The organism is Bacillus sp. LL01, from assembly GCF_001037965.1.
The window spans coordinates 475,845-501,543 of the sequence record NZ_LFEL01000002.1; the positions used below are offsets into that span (position 1 = coordinate 475,845).

The following is a 25,699-nucleotide window of genomic DNA, read 5'->3' on the forward strand; positions in this document are numbered from 1 at the left end:
CAACCACTGTCAGGGAAGTTTTTATTGTTGATAAAATTGTATCCATTCTGTTAGGAGTTCCATCATTTTCTCTTTAAGACTTACCGGTTCCATTATTTTGATAGAAGTACCGAATGGTAAGAGTAAGGTAGGGACATAGGCATGCATAGATTCTTCTTCAAGTAGGAATGTTGCTTGCCCCTCCGTTTTTTCTTGTAAGTAATTCTCAAAAAACCAATGTTGGCAGATGTTTGTTAGTGAACTCTTGCTCCCCGTAAGTACTAATCTTGCTTGGTTTTCAGGAGAGGGAAAGAGGTTGTTCAGAAAGTATGTACGTGTTGGGAAATCCTCTGGCTGTTTGAACTGGTTTTCCGTTAGTGTTAGCGTTTCTATTCGATCAACTCTAAAACTGCGTATATCATTTCTTAAATGACATAAGCCTCCCACATACCAATTATGATTCCAATATATAATTTTGTATGGATCTATCGTTCTATTAGAATGATCTCCACTGCGTTTCTTGTATTGGATTTTGACGGAGTATTCACTTACCACGGCAAGCTCCAATTGTTTAAGAAAGGGTTGAATAGAGAGGGAATTTGAGCGATTAATTATTTCAAGGCTTTTAAACTGTTGGGCTATTTTTGTTTCCTGTTCTTGATTTGTATAGTTGTTTAACTTTGTAATAGACCTATTCAATGCTTCCCCACCATAGTATCCCGCTTCCTCTGCAAAAACTGCAGCATGTAACAATGAGGTTTGTTCTTCAAGATCAAAAAATAGAGGTGCCTCATAAAATGGCTTCCATAATGTGTAGCCTCCGTTATGTCCGGTATCGGAAATAATAGGAACACCGCTTGTTGAAAGTGTGTCGATGTAACGGTACACAGTTCTGATATTCATTTCTAGTTTTTCCGCTATTTGTTTTGCGGTTATTTTTTCTCCCGAGCGAAGCATCCATAATATCGCAAGGGTATTATCGATTTTAGGAATGATTTTTCACCTCCAGCAAACTGATGTGCGTGACACTACATGGAAAGGAAGCAGAGGTAGATCCCTGCTTCCTTATGCTTAAGCGCGTGTTTCCACCACTTCGGGGTTTTTAGTATCATTTGGGTCCTCATTGTGACCTGGCTTCTCATAAATATACTGACCTCTATATGGCTTTTTCACGTTTGTGTCTATCTTCATGACTTTGTTCATGAATTGCGTTATGTTTCCTACATCTATGCCTGTGTTCTTTTCAACGGTGGTGGTTAATTCTTTTCCGCTAATTGCAGCTGAGTGATCTTTTAATACCTTTATGGCTTCTGTGGTAAGAGGTGTATGCTTTTTATTTTGATTAGGTCCCTTCTTTTTAGGTGCTTCTTTTGGGAATTCAACTCTTTTTAGTTTGAGTTCGATACCCTCATCCAATTCTCTTATTCTATCTAGGATTTGGTTTCTTTCTTTTTGGAACTCTTGGAGTATCTGAAGTTCTATTTGCTGCATTTGCTCTAATCTCAATTTCATTGCTTCTCTTTCGTTGAACAAATTATTTCCTCCGTTACTATTTTATACATTTAACTTCATCAAATATTTACAAAATCCTTTAATTTTAAGGAAAATAAGCTTATTTTCAAAGAAGTTTTTGAAGTTGTTTTCAAACCGGCGAAGCTGCATGGAGCGAATAACTTGTCTTCTCATCCCACAAACTCGTATTCTATCGAGACTAAGCGTCACAGGGATTTGTTGGATTTTGGTCAAGAGCAGATTGAGGAGGATGCAGATATTGGCCAGAAGTCGTTGACAAGGTTTGAAAATGGGAAAAGAGTCCCTAATTTTATTACGATGTATAAGTTGCGTACTGGAGCAAAATTCAGTATTGATCAATTGATTGATGAGACGCATAAAGAGTTGATGGAATCTGGTTTTTATAATGATTTAGATGATCATGGAGATCAGGAAAACTAGTTTCGTTGAAGGACGGAGAAACATTTGGTACTGTTTATGAGTTTGAGGTAAGGCAGGATTATCATGGGAAGTATGGTCACTTTTTGTTTGTGCAGTATGTCTATGTTGTGCGTGAGGAGGGGGAGTGGCGGATTTTGTGGGATTATAAGAAGTGATTAATTCACTTGAGTTCAGAGGCGAATACTTTACAACCCCCAAGGGGTTTGTTTCCATATTAAAAGGGACAGCATAGACTGTCCCTCGTTTTATGAAAGAAGTTACTGCTGGTCTTCTTCCTCTTCCATGTTCTCTTCATCTTGCTCCATATCTTCTTCCATGTTCTGATCTTCTTCCATTTCAGGATCTGCAGGTTCTTCCATTGGTGGCTGCTCTTCTTCTGGCGGAGGAGTATCCTGATTGTTTGCTGCACATCCTGTAATCAACATTGCCGCTAAAGCTGTACCAGATAATTTTAATAACCATTTGCTGTTCATTTAAACCTTCTCCTTTCGTATATGGAATTTCAAGACCTGATTGACTCATTTTGCTTGGTCCCTTTTTATATTCCCCAACATTCGAGAAAGTTTGCATGTTTAATGCATTTTTTTAAATTTATTGCTTTTGACCTAGAGCGAACATCATTTCCAACTCACAGACAAGCTGTCCGTCAACCGTCGCAATTCCCTTACCTTTTCCAATGCTGCCACGCACTCGAGTCATTTCCACTTCGAGACGAAGCTGGTCCCCAGGTACTACTTGCTTTTTGAAACGGCATTTGTCGATTCCGGTGAAGAAAGCAAGGCGTCCTTTGTTTTCTTCTTTTTTCAGCATCGCTACTGCTCCGACTTGAGCAAGCGCTTCTACGATGAGGACACCAGGCATAACCGGGAACTCCGGAAAGTGTCCGTTGAAGAACTCTTCGTTGGCTGTTACGTTTTTGATTCCGATGGCGCGTTGGCCCTCTTCGACCTCAATGATTCGGTCGATTAAAAGAAAAGGATATCTATGTGGGATGATTTCTTTGATTTGATTAATATCAAGCATGATTTTGTGACCTCCTACTAATAGTTACTTACAATTATATAGGAAGGCATAAAAAATAGGAAGTCCTTTGTAGGACTCCCTCCTTAGATGCACGGAACCAAGACTTTGTTGCACCTAAGGAGAGGTCTTTTAAGGGTCTTCCTTATTCTTTGTTAACTAGGTCTAAAATATGCTGCCAGGTTTCCTTGTTGAGGACATCCATTGGATCTCCTCCACCAAGAACTCCGTAACCTACCATGGCTCCCGCAATTACCGCTACAACCATCGCTGCCAGTAGGATCACAATGCGTAACCAAATTGGAATGAGGCGGATGCGCCATTTGAGTTTTTTCGGTCGTTCCTGTTCTTCTGTTGTTGCAATTTCTTCTTGCTGTCTTGCTTTATTTTTCTGAGCTTTGCGCAATTCTTCCCTTGTTAAGCTCTTTTTTGGTTGTTTTTGTTCCATTGCGCAACCTCCTCTTGGTCTAAAGTTATGTTTATGATTTCAGTCCGTTCACAAGTCCCATCATCTGGTCTGCAAATTGGACAGAACGTGCGTTAAATTGATACGAACGCTGCATAAGGGTCATTTCGGTCATCTCGGAAGCCAGATCCACATTGGATTGCTCGAGCATTCCTTGTCTCATGCTGATGTCATCACGTGCCGCTCCTTGGATGAACCCCACCACATCTTGTGGATTCGCCATTTCAGCCGGTGGAAGTGCAAACAGAGAGCCAGGTCTTGCTTGCAGCATCTGCGGACGGATGACCTGAGCCATACCAAGCTCACGGGCAAACGCTTGACCGTCGTTAAGCTCTGCCATCAGGACGCCGCCTGGCTGAAGATTGATTTCTTTTATGTTCTCCGGAAGGAGAATCGGCTGCTCATTGTTGTCGAGCACCGGGTGTCCTTCTGCTGTCACGAGCATCACTTCCGTGTTATTGATTGGTGACAAATAGAATACACCGTTTCTTGTGAACTGTGTACTCGTCTGTCCGTTTTCTGTCACTTGAACCGTGAAGAACTGGTCTTCTTTCGCTAAAGCAAAGTCTAGCATACGATCCGTGGATTTCAAAGCACCTTGTGTCAGGTTAAGCTTTGTTTGGGCAAGACCTGCTCCTGAGGACATACGAATTCCAAGTGGTGTGTTCCTGACGTTTTCGTATTGATTCAGGGTCTGGTTATTGTTTTGTTGAACCAAGAGCTCTTGGAAGGATGTCTGACGGTTTTTGTAACCGACTGTTTCTACATTGGCGATATTATGTCCGATCGTGTCAAGCTGCTTTTGCAACTGATTCATTGTGTTGGTGGCGTTCAGCATGATTCTGCTCATTTAGGTCTTTCCCCCTTCTCTTATGTGTTAGTTGATGCGTCCGATCTCATTGGCAGCTTTTTGCATGCTCAAGTCGTATGCCTGGATGACCTTCTGGTTCGCTTCGAAAGCACGGAAGGCTGCGGTCATGTCGCTCATCGTTTGGGCGGTATCAACGTTGGAGCGCTCTATGTGGCCTTGTAGAACCTGGAAGACTGTACCCGGATTATTTAGCGCGCTTGGTAGGGCTTGACCGTTATCTAACCGATACAAACCATTGTTATCTCGTGTGAGATCATTGGCATTCGGTGCAAGGGCGATACCTATACGACTGTTGATAACGCCGTTTTCTAGAATGGTGCCATCCTGTTGTAGATCAAAAGTGTCGGTTTGCAGTTGAATTCTTGTGTTGTTTTCGTCAAGTACGTACAGGCCGTTGTTAGTTGTTAGGAAGCCTTGTTGGTCGATGGCGAAGTTACCGTTTCTTGTGTATCTTAGGGTGCCGTCCTGGTTTTCTACCGTGAAGAAGATGGAAGATCCTTCAGGGAGAGTCTGGTTGAGAATAGCAAGGTCAGTTTGGTTTCCGGTTGGGCGCATGTCGCCTTGAGTATGCTTTGGTGCCGTTTCCTGCATGTAGACACCTGTATGTAATGGTCCGATTGTCTGGTTCTGAGTGAATGAGAGTGGCTTGGTTGTTGGGACATTTGCTTGCTCCATTTTTTTTAGAAGCAGTTCAGGGAAGGCTCTTAGGGATGATTGATCCGCTTTGTAGCCTGGTGTATTGGAGTTGGACAGGTTGTTTGAGAGCATTTCCATTCTGCGCTGCTGGGAGATCATTCCGGCTGTTGCTGTGTGGAATCCACGTAACATGATTTGGTTCACCTCTTGTTTTTGGTAACGTACATATTTATCTATTTTCTATTATAGTATAAATTTTGAATTGTCGATATATGTAATTTTGTGAATGTTTGGGGAGAATGCAAATAAGCGCCTTGTTAGGCGCTTATTTGGTAATGTTTTTGGAGTTGTTGTTTATGGTAATTAAGTTTTTGGGTTAGGGATTGTTTTAGGGTTTCGTCGAGACAGTCGTCGATGATGAGCTCGTGGTAGTTGGCTCTGATTGTGTGCCACTTTATGATTAGGTTTTGGATCAAGTTGGGACACCTCCGAATTTGTGTTGGTGTTATGTGTATACCCTTCGTGGAGGTTTTGTAACTTTTTGTGGGTGGAGGGGATTATTGAGGCTTTTGGTTTATGGGGATTTTTGTGGGTTTGGGTGAGTTTGGGGTTTGGGGTCAGACCCCCGCGAGGGAGTTTTGAGGTGCGTGGTGGTGTTTGTTTTGGGGGTCAGACCCCTTTGCTCTTTATTTTGGGTTTTGGGGTAGAGAAAAGGAGCAACCGGTGGGGTGCTCCTTTGTAGATGTGTTTTTTGTTTTTTTAATTTAGGCAAAGTTTTTGCTTGGTAGGCGGTCGATGTGGTCGAGCATGATGCCAGTGCCGATTGCTACGCAGTCCATTGGTTGTTCTGCTACTAGGACTGGGACTTTGAGTTCTTCTGCTAGGAGTTGGTCCATGCCGTGCAGGAGTGCTCCTCCGCCTGTCAGGATGACGCCGCGGTCGATGATGTCTGCTGATAGTTCAGGCGGTGTGCGTTCTAGGACGCTTTTTGCCGCTTGGACGATCACTTGCACAGACTCACGAAGCGCTTCTTCGATTTCACCGGATTTTACGGTGATGGTCTGTGGTAGACCGGATACCATGTCACGTCCGCGGATGTCGATAGATTCGTTTCGTCCGCCTGGGAACACGGTCGCGATTTCAATCTTGATGTTTTCGGCTGTACGTTCCCCGATTAATAGCTTGTACTTCTTTTTGATGTATTGAAGAATTTCGGCGTCGAATTTGTCGCCTGCCATTTTGATGGAAGATGCGGTTACGATGTCGCCCATGGAGAGAACGGCAACGTCCGTCGTTCCGCCACCGATGTCTACAACCATGTTTCCGCTCGGTTGGAAGATGTCCATTCCGGCTCCGATTGCTGCCACTTTCGGCTCTTCTTCAAGGTAGATTTTCTTGCCTCCACTTTTCTCGGCCGCTTCTCTGATCGCTTTTTGCTCAACGGATGTGATGTTCGTTGGGCAGCAGATGAGGATACGTGGCTTTGATAGGAAGCCTTTGACGTTCAATTTTTTTATGAAATGCTTCAGCATTGCTTCTGTGACTTCGAAATCTGCGATTACTCCATCTTTTAGCGGTCGCATCGCTACAATGTTTCCTGGAGTCCGCCCCACCATCTTGCGGGCCTCTTCTCCTACCGCCAAAACTTTTCCAGTGTTGGTATCAAGTGCTACTACGGATGGCTCGTTCAAGACGATGCCTTTGCCTTTTACGTGGATCAGCACGTTGGCTGTACCTAGATCAATTCCTATATCCCTTGCAAACATCTTACTTTTTTCCTCCTTGCATCATGCTTTGCGACTTTTATCCGAATGTTTAAAGATTCAATTAATTACCTTTAAACACTATCTATAGTCCTAATTGTATATTCTATCACATTTTACTAAATAAAGGTGATATTTAACAGTGGTTTCATGTCAATTTGTTGAGGGTTTTGTCGAATAACCGGAAGGTCTTTCTTTTTCTTTGGCGCTTAAATGTTTTTATTGACCGAAGGTCTTTTTTCCAACCAATAAAAGATACCAGAACAAAGATGCGTTGCGCTTTGCCCTGGTATCTCTTTTACTTTACCGCTTCCTCTTCTTTCTTGTACTTCATCTTGGTTGCTTCGCCGCCTCGTAAATGCCTGATGGATTTATGGTAATCAAGGATTGTTTTGACTTCATTGGCTAGGTCTGGGTTGATCTCCGGCAGTCTTTCGGTCAAGTCCTTATGGACAGTACTTTTGGAAACGCCAAATTCTTTCGCTATCACGCGAACTGTCTTCTTTGTCTCCACGATATACTTTCCAATCTTGATAGTTCTCTCTTTGATGTAATCGTGCACACCACTCGCCCTCCCTAAATTGTGGATGTTGAGAAGTGTGAAATGAGATCCGCTTATTCCGATGTAACGAAGTGCACTAAGTTTACAGCTGTATAATAAAAACGATTAGGATGTTTGTTGTTATTCTTCGAGACAATCTACGATCCCTCACCTCAAACACTCTCTTTGTATGTTTGGTTTGTATCAGTTTATTAGCTTGGGTTGTTGTTTATGCCTAGAATGTCAAGAGGGACAAGGGTTTTGTTTGATTTTTTTAAAAATGGACCCATTTTAACTTTCTAAATGCTATAATTGGTCCGAAAACCAATATTTAGGGGGTTCTTACAATTAATAAGTTATTATTTGTATCTATATGCTTTTTACTGTCATTACTTGTGGGATGTCAGAATGAAGCGGATTTTCAAACAACAACTTCTGCTGAGGATGCATTAGTAGAAGTAATGGAAGAAGAAGAGGAAACAACTTCAGCGGAAGATGTTCCTGAGTCGGCAAATTGGCAAGGAGATTGGTTTATTTCTGCCGACTCATCTATTATTGGCAATTTATCTATATTTAATGAAACAGATGAAGGCTTTTATTTTAATATAAAGGTATCGAATAATAATCCTACAAAGTCTGTAATTTCTTCAGAACTTATAATCTCTATAAAGGGAATAAGTGGATACGCACAGAAGGATGGATTAGTCGCGATTTCCGAAAAAGAAGCTAATGGTTGCTTGCTCACTTTCCATATGGGTGTGGAACGCATACAAGTGAAAGAGTCTAAGAATTGTGCCGATCCCGAGCTTACGGTCGACTTTAACCATTCATTTATCCCTCCGGAAACCTTTGTCCTAGATGAACATTTTATAGAAAGCATAAAAGAAGGTAGGTTTACTCCAGATGGTTATGCCATAGGAACATCGATAATGACCATTATGCATGCGCTTGGTGAACCAGATGCAGAGATTAATCGAAATGAAGCTCTTTACAGAATTTATTCCAATACCGGCTATGGCACAGCTGGGGGAGATAAGACAGTTGGATTACTAACTGTCATTCGACCTGAAAAGCTGACACCAGATGATATTAAAGAGCTATTTGGTGAACCGGAACAAGAAGGGCTCAGCGAACTAGAGGGATTATATATCTATTACTATATTATTGACGATGAGTACGAATTATATTTCGAATTTTTACCAGGAGAAAAAACCTTATTGCGCTTCCACTTAAGGGAGTTAAAATTGATGTAATCTCCTGTTATCCTCCATGTATTTTGCATGGGGGATTTTTTATTTTTCTATAATGGCTGCGAGGAGGATGACTAGTGCAAAACATTCTATTAAGCTTAGTGCGTTCTTTAATCCAGAGGGATCTTAAACGGAGAATTATGAAGTACTTGCGGAACGGTTTTAGCAGGGAAAAAAAATGCAGCTACAGGAGCTGCATTAGTTTACTACCGTGGTATTTGGATTTGGATAAATATTTATTGTATTGTTGGTCGTTTTCTTCACTTGCCAACAGATAGTTATAATTGAAGTACCAGAACTTGTGCCATTCTTTTTTTATGTTCGAAATCATCATAAAACCTCCCAGTGAAGAATGAATGATTCTCTCTTACTTAACTTTATTCTAACAAGTGATTGTAAAGGCAAGGTAAATCTAATATTACGTTTTTCCTAATTATTAAATTCGCTGCTATGAATTTAATACCCTTTTTTCCGTTTAGTAAATCATTAGAGGTATAGCTCCGGTTTTGTCGAATATTTTAGTAAAGCTCTTTTTTCAAAGATTATTGCTGCTCACTAGTAAAAAGTCGGCAATTGGACTTTTTACAGCATAGAAACTCTAAAAAAGCATGAAATTCTTTTTGTATAGTCAGGAAAAGAGCACGACAGTAAGGAATATAACGGTTTGTTTATAAATGAGAAAAAGCAACAAAGTATGCGAAAACAGCCTTTAGTAAAGAGTTTGATTGGAATGGAGTGTTGAAGGATGGGTTTGGAAGCGAAGTTGACGTATTCGGAAAGTGGTCCAGATTCGGTGATGTTGCATTTTGTCGTAGAGAACACAGGTGGTTCAAGTGAAAAGGTTACGTTCCGTAGCGGGCAGCGATATGACTATATCTTGTATAGGGATGGCGCGCGGATTGAGCAATTTTCACAGGGAAAGATGTTTACGATGATTTATGAGGAGATCATGGTGGCGGCCGGGCAGGAATTGAGTTTTGATATTCCGTTGAAGAATTTACAGCCTGGGCGACATAAAGTGATCGTGTGGCTGGCTGATTCGGATTGGCCTGATGTTAGGGATAGATTGGAGTTTGATGTGTGATAGTACGAACCCGTCATGAGGACGGGTTTTTTATTGAGAAAAAAAGAAAGCACCCAGAGACTCCGCATGCTTTCTAAGGGATGATATTAAATTAGAATTATTTTGACGCCTTATCAGCCTTCACATACAAAAATGCAAAGAATCCAAGCAACACTAATGTAACTGGGAAAATGATGTATGTATCAATATCCGAACTTACATTAGCTTTAAGTGTGAAATTGTAGATAAAGAAAAGAATTCCAACTAACGCAATTAATAGTTGATAGGTTTTTTTACTCGCAAGCATTATTGTTCACCGTCCAATCTACATATCATAATCAGTCAAAGCAATTTTTCTTCACCGTATCTACCCCTAAGAATGCAAAAAGGGCATCAAAAACATCAGGAGTGGTGTTAGCTGTTTTCTTGATTGCTAATTTCATAGCCTCTGTTTTTGTATATTTGGAGACTCTGCTCCCGGGTTTTCTTATACTTCTATAATTATCATAATTCTCTACTAGTTTATTTGCGAATTTAGTCGCACCGCCAGCGGCTTTTATTGCTTGTTTGACTTTAAGGAGCTTTGTGATTGGAACAGCGTTTTGTGCGATTGCATATCCAATGCCTTTTGCACACTCCCAAGCAGAAGCTGACCTGAACATCGGTTCCGGCATTACAATATTTTGCAATTCATTTTGAAGGGCAGCTTTTAATTCCACATTCCCTGCATTTGTGATCATCCATTCTAATCTTTCCAGTGTAGCTTCTTCAGTTAATAATTCCTCAGGTATTTTTTCCACAAGTAACAATGCCTCTTCCAGCAATGCAAAGTCAGGATCTGTCCCTTCTTGGACTGTTTCAGGATTAGCTGTTAACTCTTCAGCTTTTGCCACTCCCTGAATCGAACTTACCATCAGAGTGACTATTAAAGCCATTACAAATAATCTTTTCACCATCAAAATCTTCTCCCTTTTATGTAAATATTTTCATTCGTTATTCTATTACTATATTAATTTATTTTCATGAGCCCTAAGCACTTGTAAAAAATGACCTACGATTCAGTTTTCTTTCTAATGAACGGAGTGGTGAAAGATACCCGTCGTGAGGACGTTTTTTGTTTTCTTTAAGTGTTGTTTGAAAACTGTTTCGTCTTAAAAGGTGAGTTGATAAGGATAGCGGAGGATTATGAAGGGGAAGAAATTGTCGTTGTGATTTGGTTGTGGGGACGGTTCTTTTGGACCGTCCTTTTATCGTCGCACTTTTATGAGCAGCTTATTAGCCGGTAGTGGATATTGATTTGTTTTTCTACGGTTTAGTAAGGTGTTCAGTCGTTTGTTCAATGGTTTTTCTACAAATTGATAGGCTAGCAGTCCGCCAATGGTGGTCAACAGGATGATGGTCAGCATGGTAATGTCCCATCCGAGCAGCTGCTGTAATTTTAGATTTTCAATAAAGATGACAATAGAGAGCATGAGAAACAAGCTATGAGTCATGAAGATAGAGAAAGATGCTTTCCCGATGTGGTGGAGTAGTTTGTTGATTTTAGTTTTTTGGTAGAGATCAATGGATGCTAATCCGGCCACAAGGAAGCAGGAGCTGATTCCGTAAAGGAGCGGTCGGATGGTTCCCTGTTCTATAGTGATAAATTGATAGGTGTTGTTCGACCAGATGAATAGGAATGCAGCGATTCCGATGGCTGTCAGTGTTCCTCCAATGATGGTGTTGATTTTCACACGAGATGTGGTCAGGACAAATGCCACGAAAGCGCCGAGCCAAATGGTCAGATTGCTGACATTGAGCAGTGTAGCGGCCAGCATGTTTTCCGGATAGAAGTCGATGAAGTAGAACGTGACGATGCATGTTAGGTAGGCTGCGATTGTGAGGCGGCCAAAAGTTGGTTTGAACAATAGCAAGGTGAACATAAAATAGAAGAAAAAGATGTGTGTCAGGGACCATGCGACTGTCAGAATGGGATCATCTGATAAGAGGAACATCGATTGAATAACATATGTCAGACTGAATTGTTCGCCGAAGTATGGAAAGATGAGCAGTATCGATAGTACGCCAAAAGTTGTAAGCCAATAATACGGGATAATCCTTGTGATGCGTTTTTGAAGAAAGATTCCTGCTTGTCCTGACTCTCCTATTTTGTGCTTGTATAAATAAGCTATCATGAATCCACTAATGACAAAGAACATGTCCACCCCGCCTGTTCTCCCCCACTCACCCATCCCGAACCAGTCCTGGGCATATCTTTTATAGAGGAGTCCGTTGAGATGGCCGAGCATGACGAACAGGATGGCGACTGCACGCAGCAGTTGGATTAGGTGGAGTTGTTGGGTTTTGGGTTTTGTCATGGAATTTGTGGCTCCTTTTGAGTTGAGGTTGTGTGTACACTTGTTCTTTATTAAGAACATTATAGCACGATGTTGTGAGGATTGATAGTAGGTTATTTATTCACCTTTTTATTGTTATTTAATAGTTAGCTTAGTACGATGATTTAAAATTTTTCATTCAATTGTATCTTTTTTCTTTCCAGGGTATATACTTGTAAAAAGTTTCGTTTGTTTCGCTAAAACTTTTATTTTTTGAATATTTAATTTATAATGGAGGTAGAGTGAGGTGAATAATATGACAGCACTACTAGAAGAGGTAGAGAAAGAGCTTGCAGAACTAGGGGCATCGATAAATGCTAGTGACAAAGCTAAGTATTTTAAACAGCTTTCCAAACTAATTGAACTTGCCGAGGTAGAAAAAACACGTATCTACCTTGAGCTAAATCAAAATGAAAGGGATGAAACCTTTAAATCTTTTCAGCAACAGTATAGTATTCCTGAACATCTAACCGTTCATGAAGTCGCGGAAATACTTGATGTTTCTCAACAAATGGTTCGTAGGTATTGTGCGGAAGGAAAACTCCAATCTACACAAAGATTTAAAAACAGTGGTAAATGGCTAATTAGTTCCAAACAGTTCATGGAACATAGTAATTGGCATAAGTTCATCCAAAAACGCGCAAAAATTAAAGACAACTCGCTTAAGCTTAGTCAGAAGATGTTAGATATCGTAGGTGATGATGATATTCAATAAAATATGGGGGAATTATTGACGTTAAACAGTATATGGTAGACACTAATTCAATTAGATATAGAATTAATAAAATGGAAAACATTAAACCTGCTCGGCGTTTTTGGAGAAGTACTATAGTCGACGTGGAAAACGGAATTGCTAATGTTTTTGTTCCTCGCGAAGTAATTAGAGAGTTAACTAATCAATCTTTCTCTTTTATTAAATTCAGGAATTCTCCAGAGCTGATAAACATCGCAGATATTATCCGTTTTAGTACAATTATTGATAATATTACAACACCAGAAATTGAAGAGCTCATCATTGAATTCTCCGCATATGTAACTGCTGAATTTCGAGAAGAATTAATGGTTGCCACGGGGTTAGAAAAGTTAAAGTATCCTAGTATTCCTGACGCAAGAATATTATGCACAAGTTGGCAACACGACTTTATAATGGTTACCGGCAATATTAAAGATTTTATACTTTTACCTCTATTAGAAGCACCAGATCAAGACAAGCTTTATAACATTCTTACTCATCGTTTTGTGAAAATCCCTCCCACACTCCACACAAAAATACACCGAGATACTACTTTCACTAACTATTTTAATAGCTTGATAGAGAAAATTGATAATTATAATTCTTAGACTTGCCTAGAGTAACCATTTTTAATGGGCTAGGCGTTTATTTTTCTTCTTTTGTTTTTATACTTACATCCCGAATTTAGTTCATCCCGATATTAAGCAAGTCCCCCCATGTTTTCAAATTACGCTCTTGGGATAGCTGGAGAAGTTCTATGAAAAGGTATGCAGTGGTAAGTGCGTCCCCGATTGCGGAATGACGTTGGTAAATTCTTGTGCCGAAGTCCCTGGCGTATTTTTCAAGATCACGCATGTCGTAGTTTGGGGCGATATAGCCAATTAGGTTGAGAGTGTCGATGGCTTTGGGTGATTTCCAGGTCAGGTTATGGCGTTTTAGTTCTGAGTTGATGGCGAGCATATCGAACGCTACGTAGTGGCCGACATAGCAGGCGGACTTGCCGGCTGCGAGGTCCCTTAGGTCTTCGATTGCCATCAGGGCTGTTGGTGCTTCTTCTGTTTGTTCTTGTGTGATGCCGGTAAGCTCGGTAATTTCCCGAGGAATTTGTCGATTTGGGTTGATATAGGTTTGGTAGGCGGTATCCTCGATAACCTGGAGGTTCTTTATTTTGATGGCTCCTAGTTCTATGAGTCGGTCGTCTTTTGACACGTTAAAACCGGTCGTTTCGGTATCAAATACAGTGAATTCGAGTTTGTCGACAGGTGTGGAAAGCGGTATATTTTCTGCTAAATTGCTCGGGAAATAATGTTTTTTTGCGAATGGGAACATATTTTATATGTCGCCTCCTTTGAAGTTTGAATGGGTTGTCGGATGCTGGGAGCTCCTATTTAGTAGTAGGAAAGCATGTGGCTTTGGAGCTCCTTGATGAGACGGATGCTGAGCATGAGTTCTTCTTTTTCACGGGTGGTCAGGGTTGTCAGGTTCAGGGTTGATGTGAGCTCTTCACCGTTTTGGTGCTGCTGGTGCCGGTTTCTGACGTAATAATTGAGTATGGTGGCGACGGACGCTTTGAGATCCTTTTGGAAGTTTTCTGAAAGGATCTTTTTTTCGTACAGCTGGTCGATTTTTTCGATTGGTGTTCCATAAGTGATGCCGTGCATGAGTGAGAGTATTTGCAGGCTGTGATGGTACGGGAACAGCACTTCTTTTTTTAGGTCGATCTGCTTTTTGTTACGGCGGAACATGGATCTGATTGGCTGTTCTAAGGTTGGTATCGGGTTTTCCCGTTCGAGCTGGGATATGCGATATAGAAATATTTTAGCTCGGTCTAGTGAGTTGGTTATTTTTCGCTGGAATTGCTGGTGTAGTGTATCGTCGCCGTATATATGGCGATATGAGAAAAAGTTCTGAGCTAGGAGCAGGCGATCGTTGGTTGCGTTTAGTGTCCATTCCTTGAGGAGGGATTCCCATTGTTCTAGGGTGCCGCGCCATTTCGGGTTGGAGGCCATCATGTCCCCTTTGCATCTTTGATAGCCGGCGAGTTCCAGGTTGGTGACGATTTTTTCTGTGAGATCTGCGAAGTATCGGGTGGCGATATGGTCGATATGGGTTGTGTCGGTTGATTGCTGATCTAGGTCTGGAAGGTCCTCATAGACAAGGAAGTGGTCCTGGTCGGTGAGGAGGAACTGTTCTTTTCTGGCGCCGCTTCCCATGAGGTAGAAACAGAATTTTGCCGGTGGTGCGGTTGGCATTTCTTTTATGGAAAGTTCGATTGCCCGTTCGATGAGCTGGTCGTATAGGGTGTTCATGACTTTGAGTGTGGTCAGGATTGGGACCTGTTGTTGTAGCATAGTGTCGAGTGTTCCATATAGTCGTTGTTTGATTTTTGGCAGTGATTCTTTGGTGGCGTTTTTCAGTTGTTCCTTGTTTTGGAGCATTCCTGTCGGTTGCTTGGCTTGCAGGAGATCGGTCAGAGTGACGATGCCTGCAAGCTGGTTATTTTCGTTGGTGACTGGCAGGTGTTTGAAGCCGCCCAGAAGCATGGTGGTGAGTGCTTCGTAGTAGTAGTCGGTCCTTTGGATGGTGGTCGGGTTTGGTGTCATGATGGTTTGGATTTGGTCTTGGGTGTTTTTGGCGTTGGTGATGACGCGATTGACGAAGTCGTGCATTGTGACGATGCCTTGGATTTTCTCGTTGCCCAGAATGATGGCTGCAGTCGTGGTGCTGTTTTCGGACAATTTTTCTGCGACGGATTGGATAGTGTCGGTTGTTTTGCCTGTGATGATGGTTGGTGTTGCTTGCATGATGTCTTGGACTCGCAGAATGGTCGGGTCGGTTGATTGGCCGAGAGATTTGCTCATGGTGATCTGTTCGGCGAGCGAGTGGTAGACGTCATGGAGGCGAGAGCTCACCTGGTCTAGAATGTAGTCGCGTAGGGCAGGCTCGGACCATCGTTCTTTTAGGATATGGTATGGAATGTATAGCGCTTGTGTGTCGTCGATGGCGCGGACTTGTAGTAGGGTCTGGTGGTGCTGCGGGTGATGGGTATGAAGTTGGTCTGGGTAGAGTGGTGTTTTTGCTTCTTGGTGTTGGTTTTGTGGGAGTGGAGTGGTGAGGAAGTGATGGATGTTGGACAGGCCGATGAGTTCGTTTGGTTTGATGATTTCGAGGACTTCGCCTTTGGAATTGGATGGAGTTTGGGATGGGATATAGACTTCGGCCATGCCGGAGAGCACGAGAAAGACGCCTTCGCGACTTTTGTTGGCTTGGAGGATGATGTCATCTTGGTTGTAATGGAAGGTTTGGCATTGGCTGAGTAGATTGGTTGCTTGGTTTTCGGTTAGGTTTTGGATTAGGAGATGCTTCATGTTGGTGCCTCCTTTTTTGCATGGAAGAGGAGCAACGTGGTGTTACGCTGCTCCTCCCTGCTTTATGGTTTATTTGTCGATCCAGACGTCTCCGTCTTTGTAAGACATTTGTTCCGGGTAGCGAAGGTCGACTACTTCGTCCTGGATTTTTTGTGATGGTGCTTTCGTTCTTAAGGATACGACAACGATGGTAATCATGGCTGCCGCCGCCCCGAAGACACCGGCTCCTGTGTCGATGATACCAAGGATGGTGAAGCCGCCGTATTTTGCCGCAAAGATGTAGGATAGGGTAACGCCAAGTCCTACAAGCATTCCGGCGATGACGCCTTGTGCATTGGCACGTTTCCACCAAACTCCAAGGAGGAGCGATGGGAAGAAGGTTCCGGATGCTAGCGCAAAGGCCCATGCGACGATTTGTGTGATGGCCCCTGGTGGGTTAAGTGCTACAAGACCCGCAAGGATTGTTGCTGCCACGATGGTGACTCGGCCGACCATGAGACGATTTTTATCGGTTGCGTCAGGTCTTAGGACACGGTAATAGATATCGTGTGCGAATGAGGACGAGATGGCGATCATCAGTCCACCTGCTGTGGAAAGTGCTGCTGCCATTGCCCCTGCTGCTACAAGTCCGATGATGAATACGCCTAGGTTGGCGATTTCCGGTGTTGCCATTACGACGATATCATTGGCGATCATGAGCTCGTTCCATTGGAGGATGCCGTCACCGTTCGTGTCTGCGACTTGTAGTTTGCCTGTGTTGACCCAGGATTCCGTCCATGCTGGGAGCTGGTCGATAGGTTGTCCCGCTACACGTCTCATCAGGATGAAACGGGAGAATGCTGCGTATGCCGGTGCGGATAGGTAGAGTAGGCCGATGAAAAGTAGGGCCCATGCGCCTGACCAGCGAGCTGCTTTCATGGTTGATACGGTGTAGAAACGGACGATAACGTGCGGAAGTCCTGCTGTTCCGGCCATGAGTGTGAACATGAGGGCCATGAACTGCCATTTGGTCCCGTTGGTGAACGGTGCAAAGTATTCGGACACGCCGAGTTCTCGGTCGAGTTCGCCCATTGTTTGGACAATTTGACCGTAGGAGAGCCATGGTAACGGGTTGCTGGTTAGTTGCAGGGACATGAAAATTACTGGGATCAGGTAGGCGATGATCAGGATGATGTACTGTGCCACCTGTGTCCAGGTGATCCCTTTCATTCCACCGAATGCGGCGTAGAATGCGATCAAGACGACCCCGATCATGGTTCCGATTCGTGCGTCCACTTCAAGTAGACGGCCGATTACCACTCCTGAACCGGAAAGCTGGCCAATGGAGTAGGTGAAACTGATGATGATGGTACAGATGGCCGCGATGACGCGGGCTGTGTGACTGTTGAAACGGTCGCCGATGAATTCTGGTACGGTGTAGCGGCCGTATTTTCTTAGTTGTGGTGCAAGGAGGAAGGTCAGGAGCAGGTAACCGCCTGTCCAACCCATTATGTATGCAAGTCCGTCGTAGCCGAGAAGCATGATGGTTCCGGCCATTCCGATGAATGAAGCTGCACTCATCCAGTCAGCTCCGATGGCCATTCCGTTGAAAATTGGTGGTACGCCGCGCCCTGCTACGTAGAAGTCGGAGGTTTGGCGTGCTTTGTTATAGATGGCGATTCCGATGTAGAGTCCGAATGTGATTAGGATTAGTGTTAGTGAGACGAGAAACTGGTTATCCAATCGTGGGGCCCCCTTTGGTTTTTGTTGGTTTTTGTGATTGGTAGTTTTATTGTTTTGGATTTTAGGTGTACGTGTGTGAGAGTCTTGGTGTGTGGTTTGTCTGATTAGTGGTCGAGTGTTTTGCCTGCGCTAAGGACCTCGTTGGCTTTGTCGTCGATGCCGTATTTTGCGTCGATTTTGTCGCTTACTTTGGCGTTGACGAACAACAGGATGATGAAGGTGATGACGGAGCCTTGTGCGCCCATGTAGTAGTGGAATGGGAAGCCTCCGAATATGGTGAATTGCAGGGATTCGGCGAACAGGACGATGCCGAATGATACGCCAAGCCAGATTGCTAGGTAGATTAGGATGAATTTGTTCTTTTCGCGGAAATAGGCATCAGCAACGGATTTTTCGATTTTTTTCAAGGGTTAGCCTCCTCTTGATTTGGTCGTTTTTTTTGGGGTGGTTCTGCGGTGCCTGGGGTTTCGACGTTGGCGTAGATTTTCCTGCCGGGGTCTGACCCCTTTTCTTTTAAATTTTTTTATTTTCCTTTTTCTTTTTTATTTTAGGCTGAAGATGAATTTGACGGTGTCGAGGAAGGGTGCCGGAACTATGGCGATTTCCACGACGGCGTAGGTGATTAGGGTTGCTATTGGGACTGATAGTAAGATTGGTTTTTGTTTTTTGATTGCTAGGAAGATGCAGGTTACAGTGATGATTAGGAAAGCCCAGAATAGAAGCATTTTGAATGTGCACCTCTTTCGATTGTAAGCGCTTTTATTTTCTTGTCGAATCTATCCTCCTTTTGTCTTGATGGGTATTCTGTATTAAAACAGAATTTTATAACAATTCTAATAATTAGATTATGGTATAAGGGATGTTTGAAGTCAACTATAAATTACTGAAGGGTAATCTACATTTTTCGAGGGTTGTTTTTTTGTGTGTATTAGTACAAATGAGGTTTGGGAGGGGGACGGTTCTTGCGCTTCCTTCGGGGTGCGAAGGAAGCATGAGAACCGTCCCTATAAAAACGTGTATAACAGTATTTTTTTTAGGAATAGTATGTAGTGGGTAAAGTTCGGGTATAGACAGTATAAATATGTAAAGAAAGGAGCTATATATGGATAAATTTTATAAGTTACCCTTTGAAGAAGTGATGAAGACTATTGAGGTTACAAAAGATGGCCTTTCTGATTCGGAAGTAAAAAAAAGACAGGAGCAGTATGGATTTAATGAACTTGGAGAAGAACAGCGAAAAAGCACCTTTCAGGTCTTTATGGAACAGTTCAAGGATTTTCTTGTCATTATTCTGATAGTAGCAGCTTTACTATCTGCCTTTTTAGGGAAATTCGAGAGCACTATCGTAATCGTGGTCGTGGTTATCATCAATGCCATTCTTGGAACCGTCCAGCATGTAAAAGCGGAGCAATCGCTAAAGAGCCTGAAAAGCCTGTCCTCGCCCACTGCCAAAGTTTTAAGAAATGGAAATAAGATTGAAATACCATCCAAGGAAGTTGTGGTTGGAGATATACTCTACCTGGATGCAGGGGATTACATAAGTGCGGATGGCAGAATTATCGAAAGTCATAGCCTTCAGGTAAATGAAAGCTCCTTGACCGGTGAATCCATCAGTGTACTTAAAACTCTTGATCCGATTAATGAGGACGATGTTTCCATTGGCGATAAGACGAATATGGTATTCTCCGGAAGCTTTGTTACATATGGAAGAGCTGTAATTGTGGTAACAGAAATCGGACAGAAAACGGAAATCGGTAAAATCGCCAACTTGATGGAAAGTGCCAAAGAGAAGAAAACGCCACTTCAGATGAATCTTGATAATTTCGGAAAGAAGCTTGCCATTGCTATTATCATTATTGCTGTTCTGATTTTTGCGATTGATATCATTCGGGGACGGACATTGATTGACTCATTCATGTTTGCCGTTGCCCTGGCAGTCGCGGCCATACCGGAAGCATTAAGTTCCATCGTAACAATCGTGCTTGCGTTTGGCACACAAAAGATGGCAAAGGAAAATGCCATTATTCGAAAACTTCACGCAGTAGAAAGTCTCGGAAGCATCTCTGTCATTTGTTCAGATAAGACCGGTACCCTGACACAAAATAAAATGACCGTGCAGAAAGTGTTTCTGGATTCAGAAATCCATGAGCATGACAAATTGAGACTGGACCAGACACTGCATAAAAACTTCCTTCTTATGCAGCTTTTGTGTAACGATGCAGAGACCACCAAGGATAAGGAGATTGGAGATCCTACAGAGATTGCCTTGGTTGATTATGGGGAAGAAATCTATGAATTGGACGAAATGGAAACAAGAAAATCCTACCCTAGACTGAAGGAAGTCCCATTTGATTCTGACAGAAAGCTGATGAGTACTGTCCATACCCTAGATTCCAAACAGGTACTGATCACTAAGGGTGCCGTTGATGTTTTAATGGATAGGGTAGTGAAAATAGAAACTTCAGATGGCATAACCAATTTTTCAGAAGAGGACAGGAAGAAAATCGAGGAAGTGAATCATACCTTTTCGGAAAGCGGACTGCGTGTGCTTGCCTTTGCTTATAAAGAGGTGGAGAATTATGAGAATATCTCGTCAAAGGATGAACATGACTTAATATTTGTCGGATTGACTGCCATGATGGATCCACCCCGTGCGGAGTCTAAGGAAGCGGTCGAACGATGCATTTCAGCAGGCATCAAACCAGTAATGATCACAGGCGACCATAAAATAACCGCCTCTGCGATAGCAAAGGAAATCGGGATTTTCAGAGATGGCGATAGAGCAGTTGAAGGATATGAGCTCGAAAAGATAAGTGACGAGGAGTTAAAAAGCATGGTGGAGGACATTTCCGTCTATGCACGAGTATCTCCAGAGCATAAAATACGAATTGTCCGAGCCTGGCAGGACAAAGGGAATATCGTTGCAATGACCGGCGACGGAGTCAACGATGGTCCTGCATTGAAACAGGCGAACATTGGAATCGCCATGGGAATCACAGGAACGGAAGTGGCCAAGGATGCCTCGTCCATGGTCTTGACAGATGACAACTTTTCCACCATCGTTAAGGCGATTGCCAATGGAAGAAGCATCTATGCCAACATCAAAAATTCCATCAGGTTCCTGCTTGCCGGTAACACCGCGGGAATTGTATCTGTTCTTTATGCTGCTATAGGCGGATTGCCTGTTCCATTTGCGCCAGTGCATCTGCTGTTCATTAATCTGCTGACAGATAGCCTGCCGGCGATTGCAATTGGACTTGAGCCTCATAATAAAAAAGTGATGGATGAAAAGCCGAGGGATGTGGAAACCCCGCTTCTCAATAAAGTGTTTGCAGCCCGGCTCCTTAGTGAAGGATTCCTAATTGCCGTAGCTACCTTGATTGCGTTTCATATCGGATTAACTATGGACGACCCTCTGACAGCCAGTACCATGGCTTTTTCCACACTATGTCTTGCCCGACTGTTTCATGGCTTCAACGCACGTTCCAGACAGTCGATATTCAAAGTTGGATTGTTTTCGAACCTCTACTTGATAGGGGCAGTCCTCATAGGCATCGCGCTACTGCAGCTTGTTCTGCTGGTTGATCCTTTAAAAGGGATTTTTGAAGTTGCCACACTAACTTCTGCCCAGTTCGGTTATGTCTATGCTCTGGCACTTATGCCGTTGGTACTGATTCAACTGTATAAATTGATTCTTGTGAAAGATTGAAAAAGGAACCTGAAATGGCCTGTATTCCACTATCCAGAGGAATACAGGTTTTTTAGTGTTTTTTTCACAGAACTGGTGTTGGCTATGATGTTGTGGTATGGGTCGTTGTTACCGGCGCTCTTGAGCGAGCAGATGAATTCTAGATTAATGAAGGATGCCGTTTCATAAAAATAACGAACGGGTTTTATAGTGTTTCGTCTTCGTACTCTACGCCGTGCTCTTCCATGAGGTCTTCTAGTTTGGTTTGGAATTCGCGAAGCTTGGCGCGGCCATGGTCCAGGTGTTCGTTTGCTTCGAATATTTTGTCGTGGTCTTGGAGTTCGAGGGCAACGCGGATCTTTTTGAAGCCTTGAAGCTGGGCGTTGCTGCCTTCGATGTAAATTTCATGGATTTCTCTGACTTCTTCTGATTTCGGGCGAATGTTTTCGAGTTTAGTGATGAATTCTTCATAGGCAGGTAAGGTAATGGTGTCGAGGGTTTCGTGCATGGTCCAGTCGTCTGTATAGTTTTGGCCCGAGACACTGCTGTATGAGTCGATCGCCTCCCATTCCAAGTCGGCTACGCTTGGCAGTTCGGTATTTACATAGTTTATGAGGTCATCTTTCACCGGATCGGTGTTTGAGCAGGCTGACAGCAGCATGATAAATATAAGGGTAAACAGACAAAGTTGTCTTTTCACAGTTGTGTTGCCTCCTTGTTTGATGAGTTCTACCTCTTACCATATTTCGGGGTTGATTTGTCTTATTACAGTTGTGGGGAAAATATGGTTGTTTGCTTAGGACTTCGTTGAATTGGAATATGGGAAGCAGGCAACAGCCGTGGACCACTACGTTCTCGACAAGCAGAATGGAAGTGATGGTGTCTTCCCCTTACCCCATCCTGCTTATTGGAATAAGTTTACAAAGTAATGAGCGTGTATTAAAATTAGTGTTGTGTCAGAATATTTCATCTTTTATTTTTCTGGGAGTAGCTGTGGTCATGATAAATAAGAAGAAGCTTGCTTTTTTTTCATTCCTTTTTTTCATTATTTTTACGATTGTTGGAGACTCATATATTTATTTTTTGGATGGCAAAGTGTTTGAGAGTGATTTTAGGTATGAAACGGATATTAAGGACAGAGAGTTAAAGCAAGAATATGTTCAGGACTTAGGAAGGTATAGTGAAGAGTTTGACCTGAAAATATTTGTTGTTACATCTGATGTCACTTCCAAAAATTCGGCTACCTATACCATCTATTCATCAGATGAAGACAAAGAATTTTTTAAGAACCGTATTTTGTCTAACCAGGACAACCCCTCCTTTCATTCGCTAATTAGCGGGGAAAGAGAGATTCTTTTCAAGCCTTTTCAAGACATCACCCAAATCAATGAAAAAAATTATTATGTGTTTGGTACAAAAGATAATGTGGAGAAATTACGCTCCGCAACTAATGATAAATATGGGATGAGTAAGCCCGAAGACAATAACTATGCAAATGATGCTCCATTCATCTTGTCTGCAGCATGGATTTTTATTTTTTCTATTATATTAATTTACAGCTTTTTTGAAGTAAATAATTATAAAAAAGAAGCATTGTTTAAATATTTAAATGGTACGAATATCAAGAATGTCGTACAGCCATTGGTTATCACAAATACTGTTACGATCATTTTCGCAGCGATTATCGGATTGTTCCTTGCCTTGCTCATTACAGAATCCTATAAATTCGCTTACATAACAATTGTTGCAGTGATCGTGCTATTACTATTCTCCAATAGCTTCTTTCTTCTTCTATTTAATTTAAATGTAAAAAAGACGTTTGTACGGAGCTATTATACAATTGGTTACAAGATGCTGGCTTTCCTTGTGTTATCGGTTATATCCATCACTTCCATTCTAATTTTATCGTTCACGTTTAAGACGATACACGATGCGTGGAAACCGATGAAGCCCATGCGGTTAGGTTTTATAATGAGAATATTGATAAATATAACATGCACCTTTCCTTCGATTTTTCTTATAATGGTGGGATCTCGTCCACTATTGTGGATACGGATGAGCCTATTGTTTACTTAAACAAACATGCAAAAGTTGAGGTTAAACATTTAGGGCTTGAACCAGAGGAATTCAAGGCAGATACTTATTATATTATTTCTCGCTATACTGAGGACGAGTTAAAACAACTGGGGATCTATGATGGGACGGAAACGGATGAAATAAGTTTTGTTCTTAATAAGAACGAGGGAAACTTCGAGTTCATCACCATTGCTGATTCGTATGTATTTTTAGTACATGATATTAACATCGACAACCTCGCTGATAATTACAAAGAAAATCCGATTATCCTTGTGGATACCCATAGTGTTTTGCCGGATGAAAGATTAAGTGGGTTTGTTTTTAACTCACTAGTGAAATTTGATAAGAATAATGATTTTCACAGCTTCATCAACGCAATAGGTTATGAAAATGAAGTTTATTATCAAAATAATATTCAAGATTTGTATTCGAAGAAAAAGGCGGAAAAAGTCTTGGTTCTCATCATCAATATTATTTTGAGTATCATGATTATGATATTATTTACTATTTCTTTAACTGCTTTTTTAAAGATGGATTTCGATTCACGATCTGTTGAAATTGCAGTTGATAAAATCTTTGGAAAAACACTCATGAAACGATATAAGGCCTTGTTCCGATTATTGATTGGTGCTTTTGTTGTCGGTGTAGCCACTGCTATTGCAGGTAAATGGCTGTTCCAGAATTTTTCTTTATTCTATGTTTTTTTTGCAAGCAACTTGGTGTTCATCAATACTAGTGTGATTCTTTCCTTGTTTATTAGAAAATATGAAAGTATTAGCATCCCACGTATCTTAAAAGGCGGTATTTAGATGATAAAAATTGATAAGGTTTCGAAGCATTTCGGGGAGCGAATTCTTTTTGAAGAATTCAGTTGTTCCATTAAGCAGGGGGAGTTTGTGGTTTTTAGCGGGAAAAGTGGAAGCGGAAAAACGACCCTCTTAAATATGATTGGCGGAATTGAGCAGTGGGACTCTGGCAGGATCATGGTGGATGACCTGAGTCTATCTAATAACAAGGATATTATAAAATTATATCGCGAAAAAATAGGCTTCCTTTTTCAGAATTTCGCCTTGGTAGACAATAAGACGGTGGAAGAAAATATCCTGATGATCGATGAAAAATATCGAAATGATGTCATCGTGGACGAAGTGTTGAAGAAGGTCGGTTTAGGTGGGTATGAAAAAAGAAAGGTTTTCACCTTGTCCGGCGGGGAGCAACAACGAGTGGCCATTGCCCGCCTATTTATGAAAAAATGCACAATCATTCTAGCCGACGAACCAACCGGCAGCCTTGACAGCCACAACGCCGGAATGGTCATGGAACATATCAAAGAACTACACCAATCAGGAAAAACGGTCATTATGGTCACACATGATGAAGCGCTAAAGAAATTGGGGGAGAATATCATTGAATTATAAAAAAATTTCTATTTGGGTTTTCTCTAGCATCCTTCTCTTCCTCCATATACAAAGGGGTAAAGTAAATCACTTACATTTTACTTAGTTCCCCTTTGTTTTTGATTGCAGAGTTGATGTTTGCACTCACATCGTTTCAATGGTCAGTTTGATAGCAGCAGTCAGGTCAGCCTGGGACCAGCTTGGTGTGTTGTTTAGCTGGGTTGCAAGCTGGTGTGAGGCTGGAATGTGGATGAAGCCTGCCGGGATTTGGGCTGAGTTCGATTCGCCATTATCAGCAAGGTTAGCCGCGCTATTCGCGTTTTGATGCGCAAGCTTGTGCAGGGCGGCATACATGACGTTATTACATAGGTAGGTCCCTGCTGTATTGGATACTTTTGCAGGAAAGTTATTTTCGTTTAAATGGTTTACCATCGAGCGGATCGGCAAAGTGGAAAAGTAGCCGTCGGGGCCATCTGGGTTGATTGGTGCATCCTGAAGCACGACTCCATTATTATCAGGCGCACCACCAGCATCCTTACAGTTAATGGCAATTCGCTCCGGTGTTATGTGCGCCCGACCCGCAGCAAGCCCAAGGGAAACCAAGGCATCTGGTTGTAGCTCCTCCATATACTCCAATAACAACTTTTCCGATTCGGTGAAATCAACAGGCAGCACTCGGCTCACGACCTTATAACGACCAATTACCTGTTGGTCCAGCTCCCTGACAATCTCCTCTGTTGGATTGATTTTATAATTCAAAAACGGTTCAAAACTAGTTAAAAGTAGGGTTTTGGTCAT

28 protein-coding genes are annotated in these 25,699 nt (G+C 42.2%); 9 read left to right on the top strand and 19 right to left on the bottom strand.

Features of this window, described 5'->3' with window-relative positions:
• Positions 1-21: 21 nt before the first annotated feature.
• Both AB685_RS08710 and AB685_RS08715 read right to left on the bottom strand, forming a co-directional pair.
• Positions 22-972, bottom strand: a complete 951-nt coding sequence (locus AB685_RS08710) for a YafY family protein (RefSeq protein WP_047970192.1) — start codon at positions 970-972, stop codon at positions 22-24.
• Between the two features lie 78 nt (positions 973-1,050).
• Entirely contained in the window at positions 1,051-1,491 is a 441-nt protein-coding gene (locus AB685_RS08715) for a hypothetical protein (protein ID WP_198530475.1), read from the bottom strand.
• A gap of 162 nt (positions 1,492-1,653) precedes the next feature.
• Between AB685_RS08715 and AB685_RS08720 the strand changes: the two genes are divergently transcribed.
• On the top strand, positions 1,654-1,932 hold the full coding sequence (locus AB685_RS08720; RefSeq protein WP_047970194.1) for a helix-turn-helix transcriptional regulator: 279 nt from the start codon (positions 1,654-1,656) through the stop codon (positions 1,930-1,932).
• 257 nt (positions 1,933-2,189) lie between these two features.
• Here AB685_RS08720 and AB685_RS08725 read toward each other — a convergent pair whose 3' ends face one another.
• The 7 genes from AB685_RS08725 to spoIIID all read right to left on the bottom strand — a co-directional run bounded on the left by AB685_RS08725 (position 2,190) and on the right by spoIIID (position 7,250).
• Positions 2,190-2,405, bottom strand: a complete 216-nt coding sequence (locus tag AB685_RS08725) for a hypothetical protein (protein WP_047970195.1) — start codon at positions 2,403-2,405, stop codon at positions 2,190-2,192.
• A gap of 118 nt (positions 2,406-2,523) precedes the next feature.
• Positions 2,524-2,955 carry a 3-hydroxyacyl-ACP dehydratase FabZ gene (gene fabZ, locus AB685_RS08730; protein WP_047970196.1) on the bottom strand — a complete coding sequence of 144 codons (432 nt, stop codon included), beginning with the start codon at positions 2,953-2,955 and terminating at the stop codon, positions 2,524-2,526.
• 142 nt (positions 2,956-3,097) lie between these two features.
• Positions 3,098-3,400 carry a DNA-directed RNA polymerase subunit beta gene (locus tag AB685_RS08735; protein ID WP_053073765.1) on the bottom strand — a complete coding sequence of 101 codons (303 nt, stop codon included), beginning with the start codon at positions 3,398-3,400 and terminating at the stop codon, positions 3,098-3,100.
• 31 nt (positions 3,401-3,431) lie between these two features.
• Complete coding sequence (locus tag AB685_RS08740; RefSeq protein WP_047970197.1) at positions 3,432-4,268, bottom strand: flagellar hook-basal body protein; 837 nt, start codon at positions 4,266-4,268, stop codon at positions 3,432-3,434.
• Between the two features lie 27 nt (positions 4,269-4,295).
• Positions 4,296-5,117: a flagellar hook-basal body protein gene (locus tag AB685_RS08745; RefSeq protein ID WP_047970198.1), complete on the bottom strand. Its 822-nt coding sequence runs from the start codon at positions 5,115-5,117 to the stop codon at positions 4,296-4,298.
• A 572-nt stretch (positions 5,118-5,689) separates the two neighbouring features.
• Positions 5,690-6,691: a rod shape-determining protein gene (locus AB685_RS08755; RefSeq protein ID WP_047970200.1), complete on the bottom strand. Its 1,002-nt coding sequence runs from the start codon at positions 6,689-6,691 to the stop codon at positions 5,690-5,692.
• A 295-nt stretch (positions 6,692-6,986) separates the two neighbouring features.
• On the bottom strand, positions 6,987-7,250 hold the full coding sequence (gene spoIIID, locus AB685_RS08760) for a sporulation transcriptional regulator SpoIIID (RefSeq protein WP_010200304.1): 264 nt from the start codon (positions 7,248-7,250) through the stop codon (positions 6,987-6,989).
• A gap of 374 nt (positions 7,251-7,624) precedes the next feature.
• Here spoIIID and AB685_RS08765 point away from each other — a divergent pair, with 374 nt between their 5' ends.
• The gene (locus tag AB685_RS08765; protein ID WP_128755825.1) at positions 7,625-8,482 is read left to right on the top strand and encodes a DUF4309 domain-containing protein; all 858 of its coding nucleotides are present in this window, start codon (positions 7,625-7,627) and stop codon (positions 8,480-8,482) included.
• A gap of 181 nt (positions 8,483-8,663) precedes the next feature.
• Here the strand turns inward: AB685_RS08765 and AB685_RS31250 are convergent, their stop codons facing one another.
• Complete coding sequence (locus tag AB685_RS31250) at positions 8,664-8,813, bottom strand: hypothetical protein (protein WP_198530476.1); 150 nt, start codon at positions 8,811-8,813, stop codon at positions 8,664-8,666.
• Positions 8,814-9,230: 417 nt separating this feature from the next.
• On the opposite strand from AB685_RS31250, the gene AB685_RS08770 reads away from it, so the two are divergent.
• The gene (locus tag AB685_RS08770) at positions 9,231-9,563 is read left to right on the top strand and encodes a BsuPI-related putative proteinase inhibitor (RefSeq protein ID WP_198530477.1); all 333 of its coding nucleotides are present in this window, start codon (positions 9,231-9,233) and stop codon (positions 9,561-9,563) included.
• Between the two features lie 97 nt (positions 9,564-9,660).
• Here the strand turns inward: AB685_RS08770 and AB685_RS08775 are convergent, their stop codons facing one another.
• From AB685_RS08775 to AB685_RS08785, 3 genes are all read right to left on the bottom strand, one after another.
• A complete protein-coding gene (locus tag AB685_RS08775) occupies positions 9,661-9,849 on the bottom strand; it encodes a hypothetical protein (RefSeq protein ID WP_047970203.1) in 189 nt (62 codons plus the stop codon).
• A gap of 31 nt (positions 9,850-9,880) precedes the next feature.
• Entirely contained in the window at positions 9,881-10,498 is a 618-nt protein-coding gene (locus tag AB685_RS29705; RefSeq protein WP_053073766.1) for a hypothetical protein, read from the bottom strand.
• Positions 10,499-10,789: 291 nt separating this feature from the next.
• Complete coding sequence (locus AB685_RS08785) at positions 10,790-11,899, bottom strand: acyltransferase (RefSeq protein ID WP_047970204.1); 1,110 nt, start codon at positions 11,897-11,899, stop codon at positions 10,790-10,792.
• A 274-nt stretch (positions 11,900-12,173) separates the two neighbouring features.
• Between AB685_RS08785 and AB685_RS08790 the strand changes: the two genes are divergently transcribed.
• Positions 12,174-12,632, top strand: a complete 459-nt coding sequence (locus AB685_RS08790) for a helix-turn-helix domain-containing protein (RefSeq protein ID WP_128755826.1) — start codon at positions 12,174-12,176, stop codon at positions 12,630-12,632.
• Between the two features lie 71 nt (positions 12,633-12,703).
• Positions 12,704-13,258: a DUF4411 family protein gene (locus tag AB685_RS08795; protein ID WP_241773264.1), complete on the top strand. Its 555-nt coding sequence runs from the start codon at positions 12,704-12,706 to the stop codon at positions 13,256-13,258.
• Positions 13,259-13,334: 76 nt separating this feature from the next.
• Here AB685_RS08795 and AB685_RS08800 read toward each other — a convergent pair whose 3' ends face one another.
• From AB685_RS08800 to AB685_RS08815, 4 genes are all read right to left on the bottom strand, one after another.
• Entirely contained in the window at positions 13,335-13,979 is a 645-nt protein-coding gene (locus AB685_RS08800) for a 3'-5' exonuclease (RefSeq protein ID WP_047970206.1), read from the bottom strand.
• A gap of 59 nt (positions 13,980-14,038) precedes the next feature.
• The gene (locus tag AB685_RS08805; RefSeq protein ID WP_047970207.1) at positions 14,039-16,018 is read right to left on the bottom strand and encodes a DUF294 nucleotidyltransferase-like domain-containing protein; all 1,980 of its coding nucleotides are present in this window, start codon (positions 16,016-16,018) and stop codon (positions 14,039-14,041) included.
• A gap of 69 nt (positions 16,019-16,087) precedes the next feature.
• Positions 16,088-17,740, bottom strand: coding sequence for a sodium:solute symporter family protein (locus AB685_RS08810; protein WP_047970208.1), 1,653 nt, complete (start codon positions 17,738-17,740; stop codon positions 16,088-16,090).
• 104 nt (positions 17,741-17,844) lie between these two features.
• Positions 17,845-18,147, bottom strand: coding sequence for a sodium/substrate symporter small subunit (locus AB685_RS08815; RefSeq protein ID WP_047970209.1), 303 nt, complete (start codon positions 18,145-18,147; stop codon positions 17,845-17,847).
• Positions 18,148-18,842: 695 nt separating this feature from the next.
• On the opposite strand from AB685_RS08815, the gene AB685_RS08825 reads away from it, so the two are divergent.
• A complete protein-coding gene (locus AB685_RS08825) occupies positions 18,843-21,449 on the top strand; it encodes a calcium-translocating P-type ATPase, PMCA-type (protein ID WP_047970211.1) in 2,607 nt (868 codons plus the stop codon).
• Between the two features lie 184 nt (positions 21,450-21,633).
• Here AB685_RS08825 and AB685_RS08830 read toward each other — a convergent pair whose 3' ends face one another.
• Positions 21,634-22,128 (bottom strand): hypothetical protein, encoded by a 495-nt coding sequence (locus tag AB685_RS08830; RefSeq protein WP_047970212.1) that lies wholly within the window; start codon positions 22,126-22,128, stop codon positions 21,634-21,636.
• A 107-nt stretch (positions 22,129-22,235) separates the two neighbouring features.
• Between AB685_RS08830 and AB685_RS08835 the strand changes: the two genes are divergently transcribed.
• From AB685_RS08835 to AB685_RS08845, 3 genes are read left to right on the top strand one after another with little or no spacing between them, the layout of a single operon-like run.
• Positions 22,236-23,504 (top strand): hypothetical protein, encoded by a 1,269-nt coding sequence (locus tag AB685_RS08835; RefSeq protein WP_198530478.1) that lies wholly within the window; start codon positions 22,236-22,238, stop codon positions 23,502-23,504.
• On the top strand, positions 23,474-24,313 hold the full coding sequence (locus AB685_RS08840) for a hypothetical protein (RefSeq protein ID WP_047970214.1): 840 nt from the start codon (positions 23,474-23,476) through the stop codon (positions 24,311-24,313). The genes AB685_RS08835 and AB685_RS08840 overlap by 31 nt, the downstream gene beginning before the upstream one ends.
• On the top strand, positions 24,314-24,922 hold the full coding sequence (locus AB685_RS08845; protein WP_047970215.1) for an ATP-binding cassette domain-containing protein: 609 nt from the start codon (positions 24,314-24,316) through the stop codon (positions 24,920-24,922).
• Between the two features lie 123 nt (positions 24,923-25,045).
• On the opposite strand, the gene AB685_RS08850 is transcribed toward AB685_RS08845, so the two are convergent.
• Positions 25,046-25,699: a pyroglutamyl-peptidase I gene (locus AB685_RS08850; protein ID WP_047970216.1), complete on the bottom strand. Its 654-nt coding sequence runs from the start codon at positions 25,697-25,699 to the stop codon at positions 25,046-25,048.

Bases quoted from the DNA above. Each gene is read 5' to 3' on its own strand.
- AB685_RS08715 (WP_198530475.1), bottom strand. From the start codon at position 1,491: ATGAAATTGAGATTAGAGCAAATGCAGCAAATAGAACTTCAGATACTC.
- AB685_RS08725 (WP_047970195.1), bottom strand. From the start codon at position 2,405: ATGAACAGCAAATGGTTATTAAAATTATCTGGTACAGCTTTAGCGGCA.
- fabZ (WP_047970196.1), bottom strand. From the start codon at position 2,955: ATGCTTGATATTAATCAAATCAAAGAAATCATCCCACATAGATATCCT.
- AB685_RS08735 (WP_053073765.1), bottom strand. From the start codon at position 3,400: ATGGAACAAAAACAACCAAAAAAGAGCTTAACAAGGGAAGAATTGCGC.
- AB685_RS08740 (WP_047970197.1), bottom strand. From the start codon at position 4,268: ATGAGCAGAATCATGCTGAACGCCACCAACACAATGAATCAGTTGCAA.
- AB685_RS08745 (WP_047970198.1), bottom strand. From the start codon at position 5,117: ATGTTACGTGGATTCCACACAGCAACAGCCGGAATGATCTCCCAGCAG.
- AB685_RS08755 (WP_047970200.1), bottom strand. From the start codon at position 6,691: ATGTTTGCAAGGGATATAGGAATTGATCTAGGTACAGCCAACGTGCTG.
- AB685_RS31250 (WP_198530476.1), bottom strand. From the start codon at position 8,813: ATGATGATTTCGAACATAAAAAAAGAATGGCACAAGTTCTGGTACTTC.
- AB685_RS08775 (WP_047970203.1), bottom strand. From the start codon at position 9,849: ATGCTTGCGAGTAAAAAAACCTATCAACTATTAATTGCGTTAGTTGGA.
- AB685_RS29705 (WP_053073766.1), bottom strand. From the start codon at position 10,498: ATGGTGAAAAGATTATTTGTAATGGCTTTAATAGTCACTCTGATGGTA.
- AB685_RS08785 (WP_047970204.1), bottom strand. From the start codon at position 11,899: ATGACAAAACCCAAAACCCAACAACTCCACCTAATCCAACTGCTGCGT.
- AB685_RS08790 (WP_128755826.1), top strand. From the start codon at position 12,174: ATGACAGCACTACTAGAAGAGGTAGAGAAAGAGCTTGCAGAACTAGGG.
- AB685_RS08795 (WP_241773264.1), top strand. From the start codon at position 12,704: ATGGAAAACATTAAACCTGCTCGGCGTTTTTGGAGAAGTACTATAGTC.
- AB685_RS08800 (WP_047970206.1), bottom strand. From the start codon at position 13,979: ATGTTCCCATTCGCAAAAAAACATTATTTCCCGAGCAATTTAGCAGAA.
- AB685_RS08805 (WP_047970207.1), bottom strand. From the start codon at position 16,018: ATGAAGCATCTCCTAATCCAAAACCTAACCGAAAACCAAGCAACCAAT.
- AB685_RS08825 (WP_047970211.1), top strand. From the start codon at position 18,843: ATGGATAAATTTTATAAGTTACCCTTTGAAGAAGTGATGAAGACTATT.
- AB685_RS08845 (WP_047970215.1), top strand. From the start codon at position 24,314: ATGATAAAAATTGATAAGGTTTCGAAGCATTTCGGGGAGCGAATTCTT.
- AB685_RS08850 (WP_047970216.1), bottom strand. From the start codon at position 25,699: ATGACCAAAACCCTACTTTTAACTAGTTTTGAACCGTTTTTGAATTAT.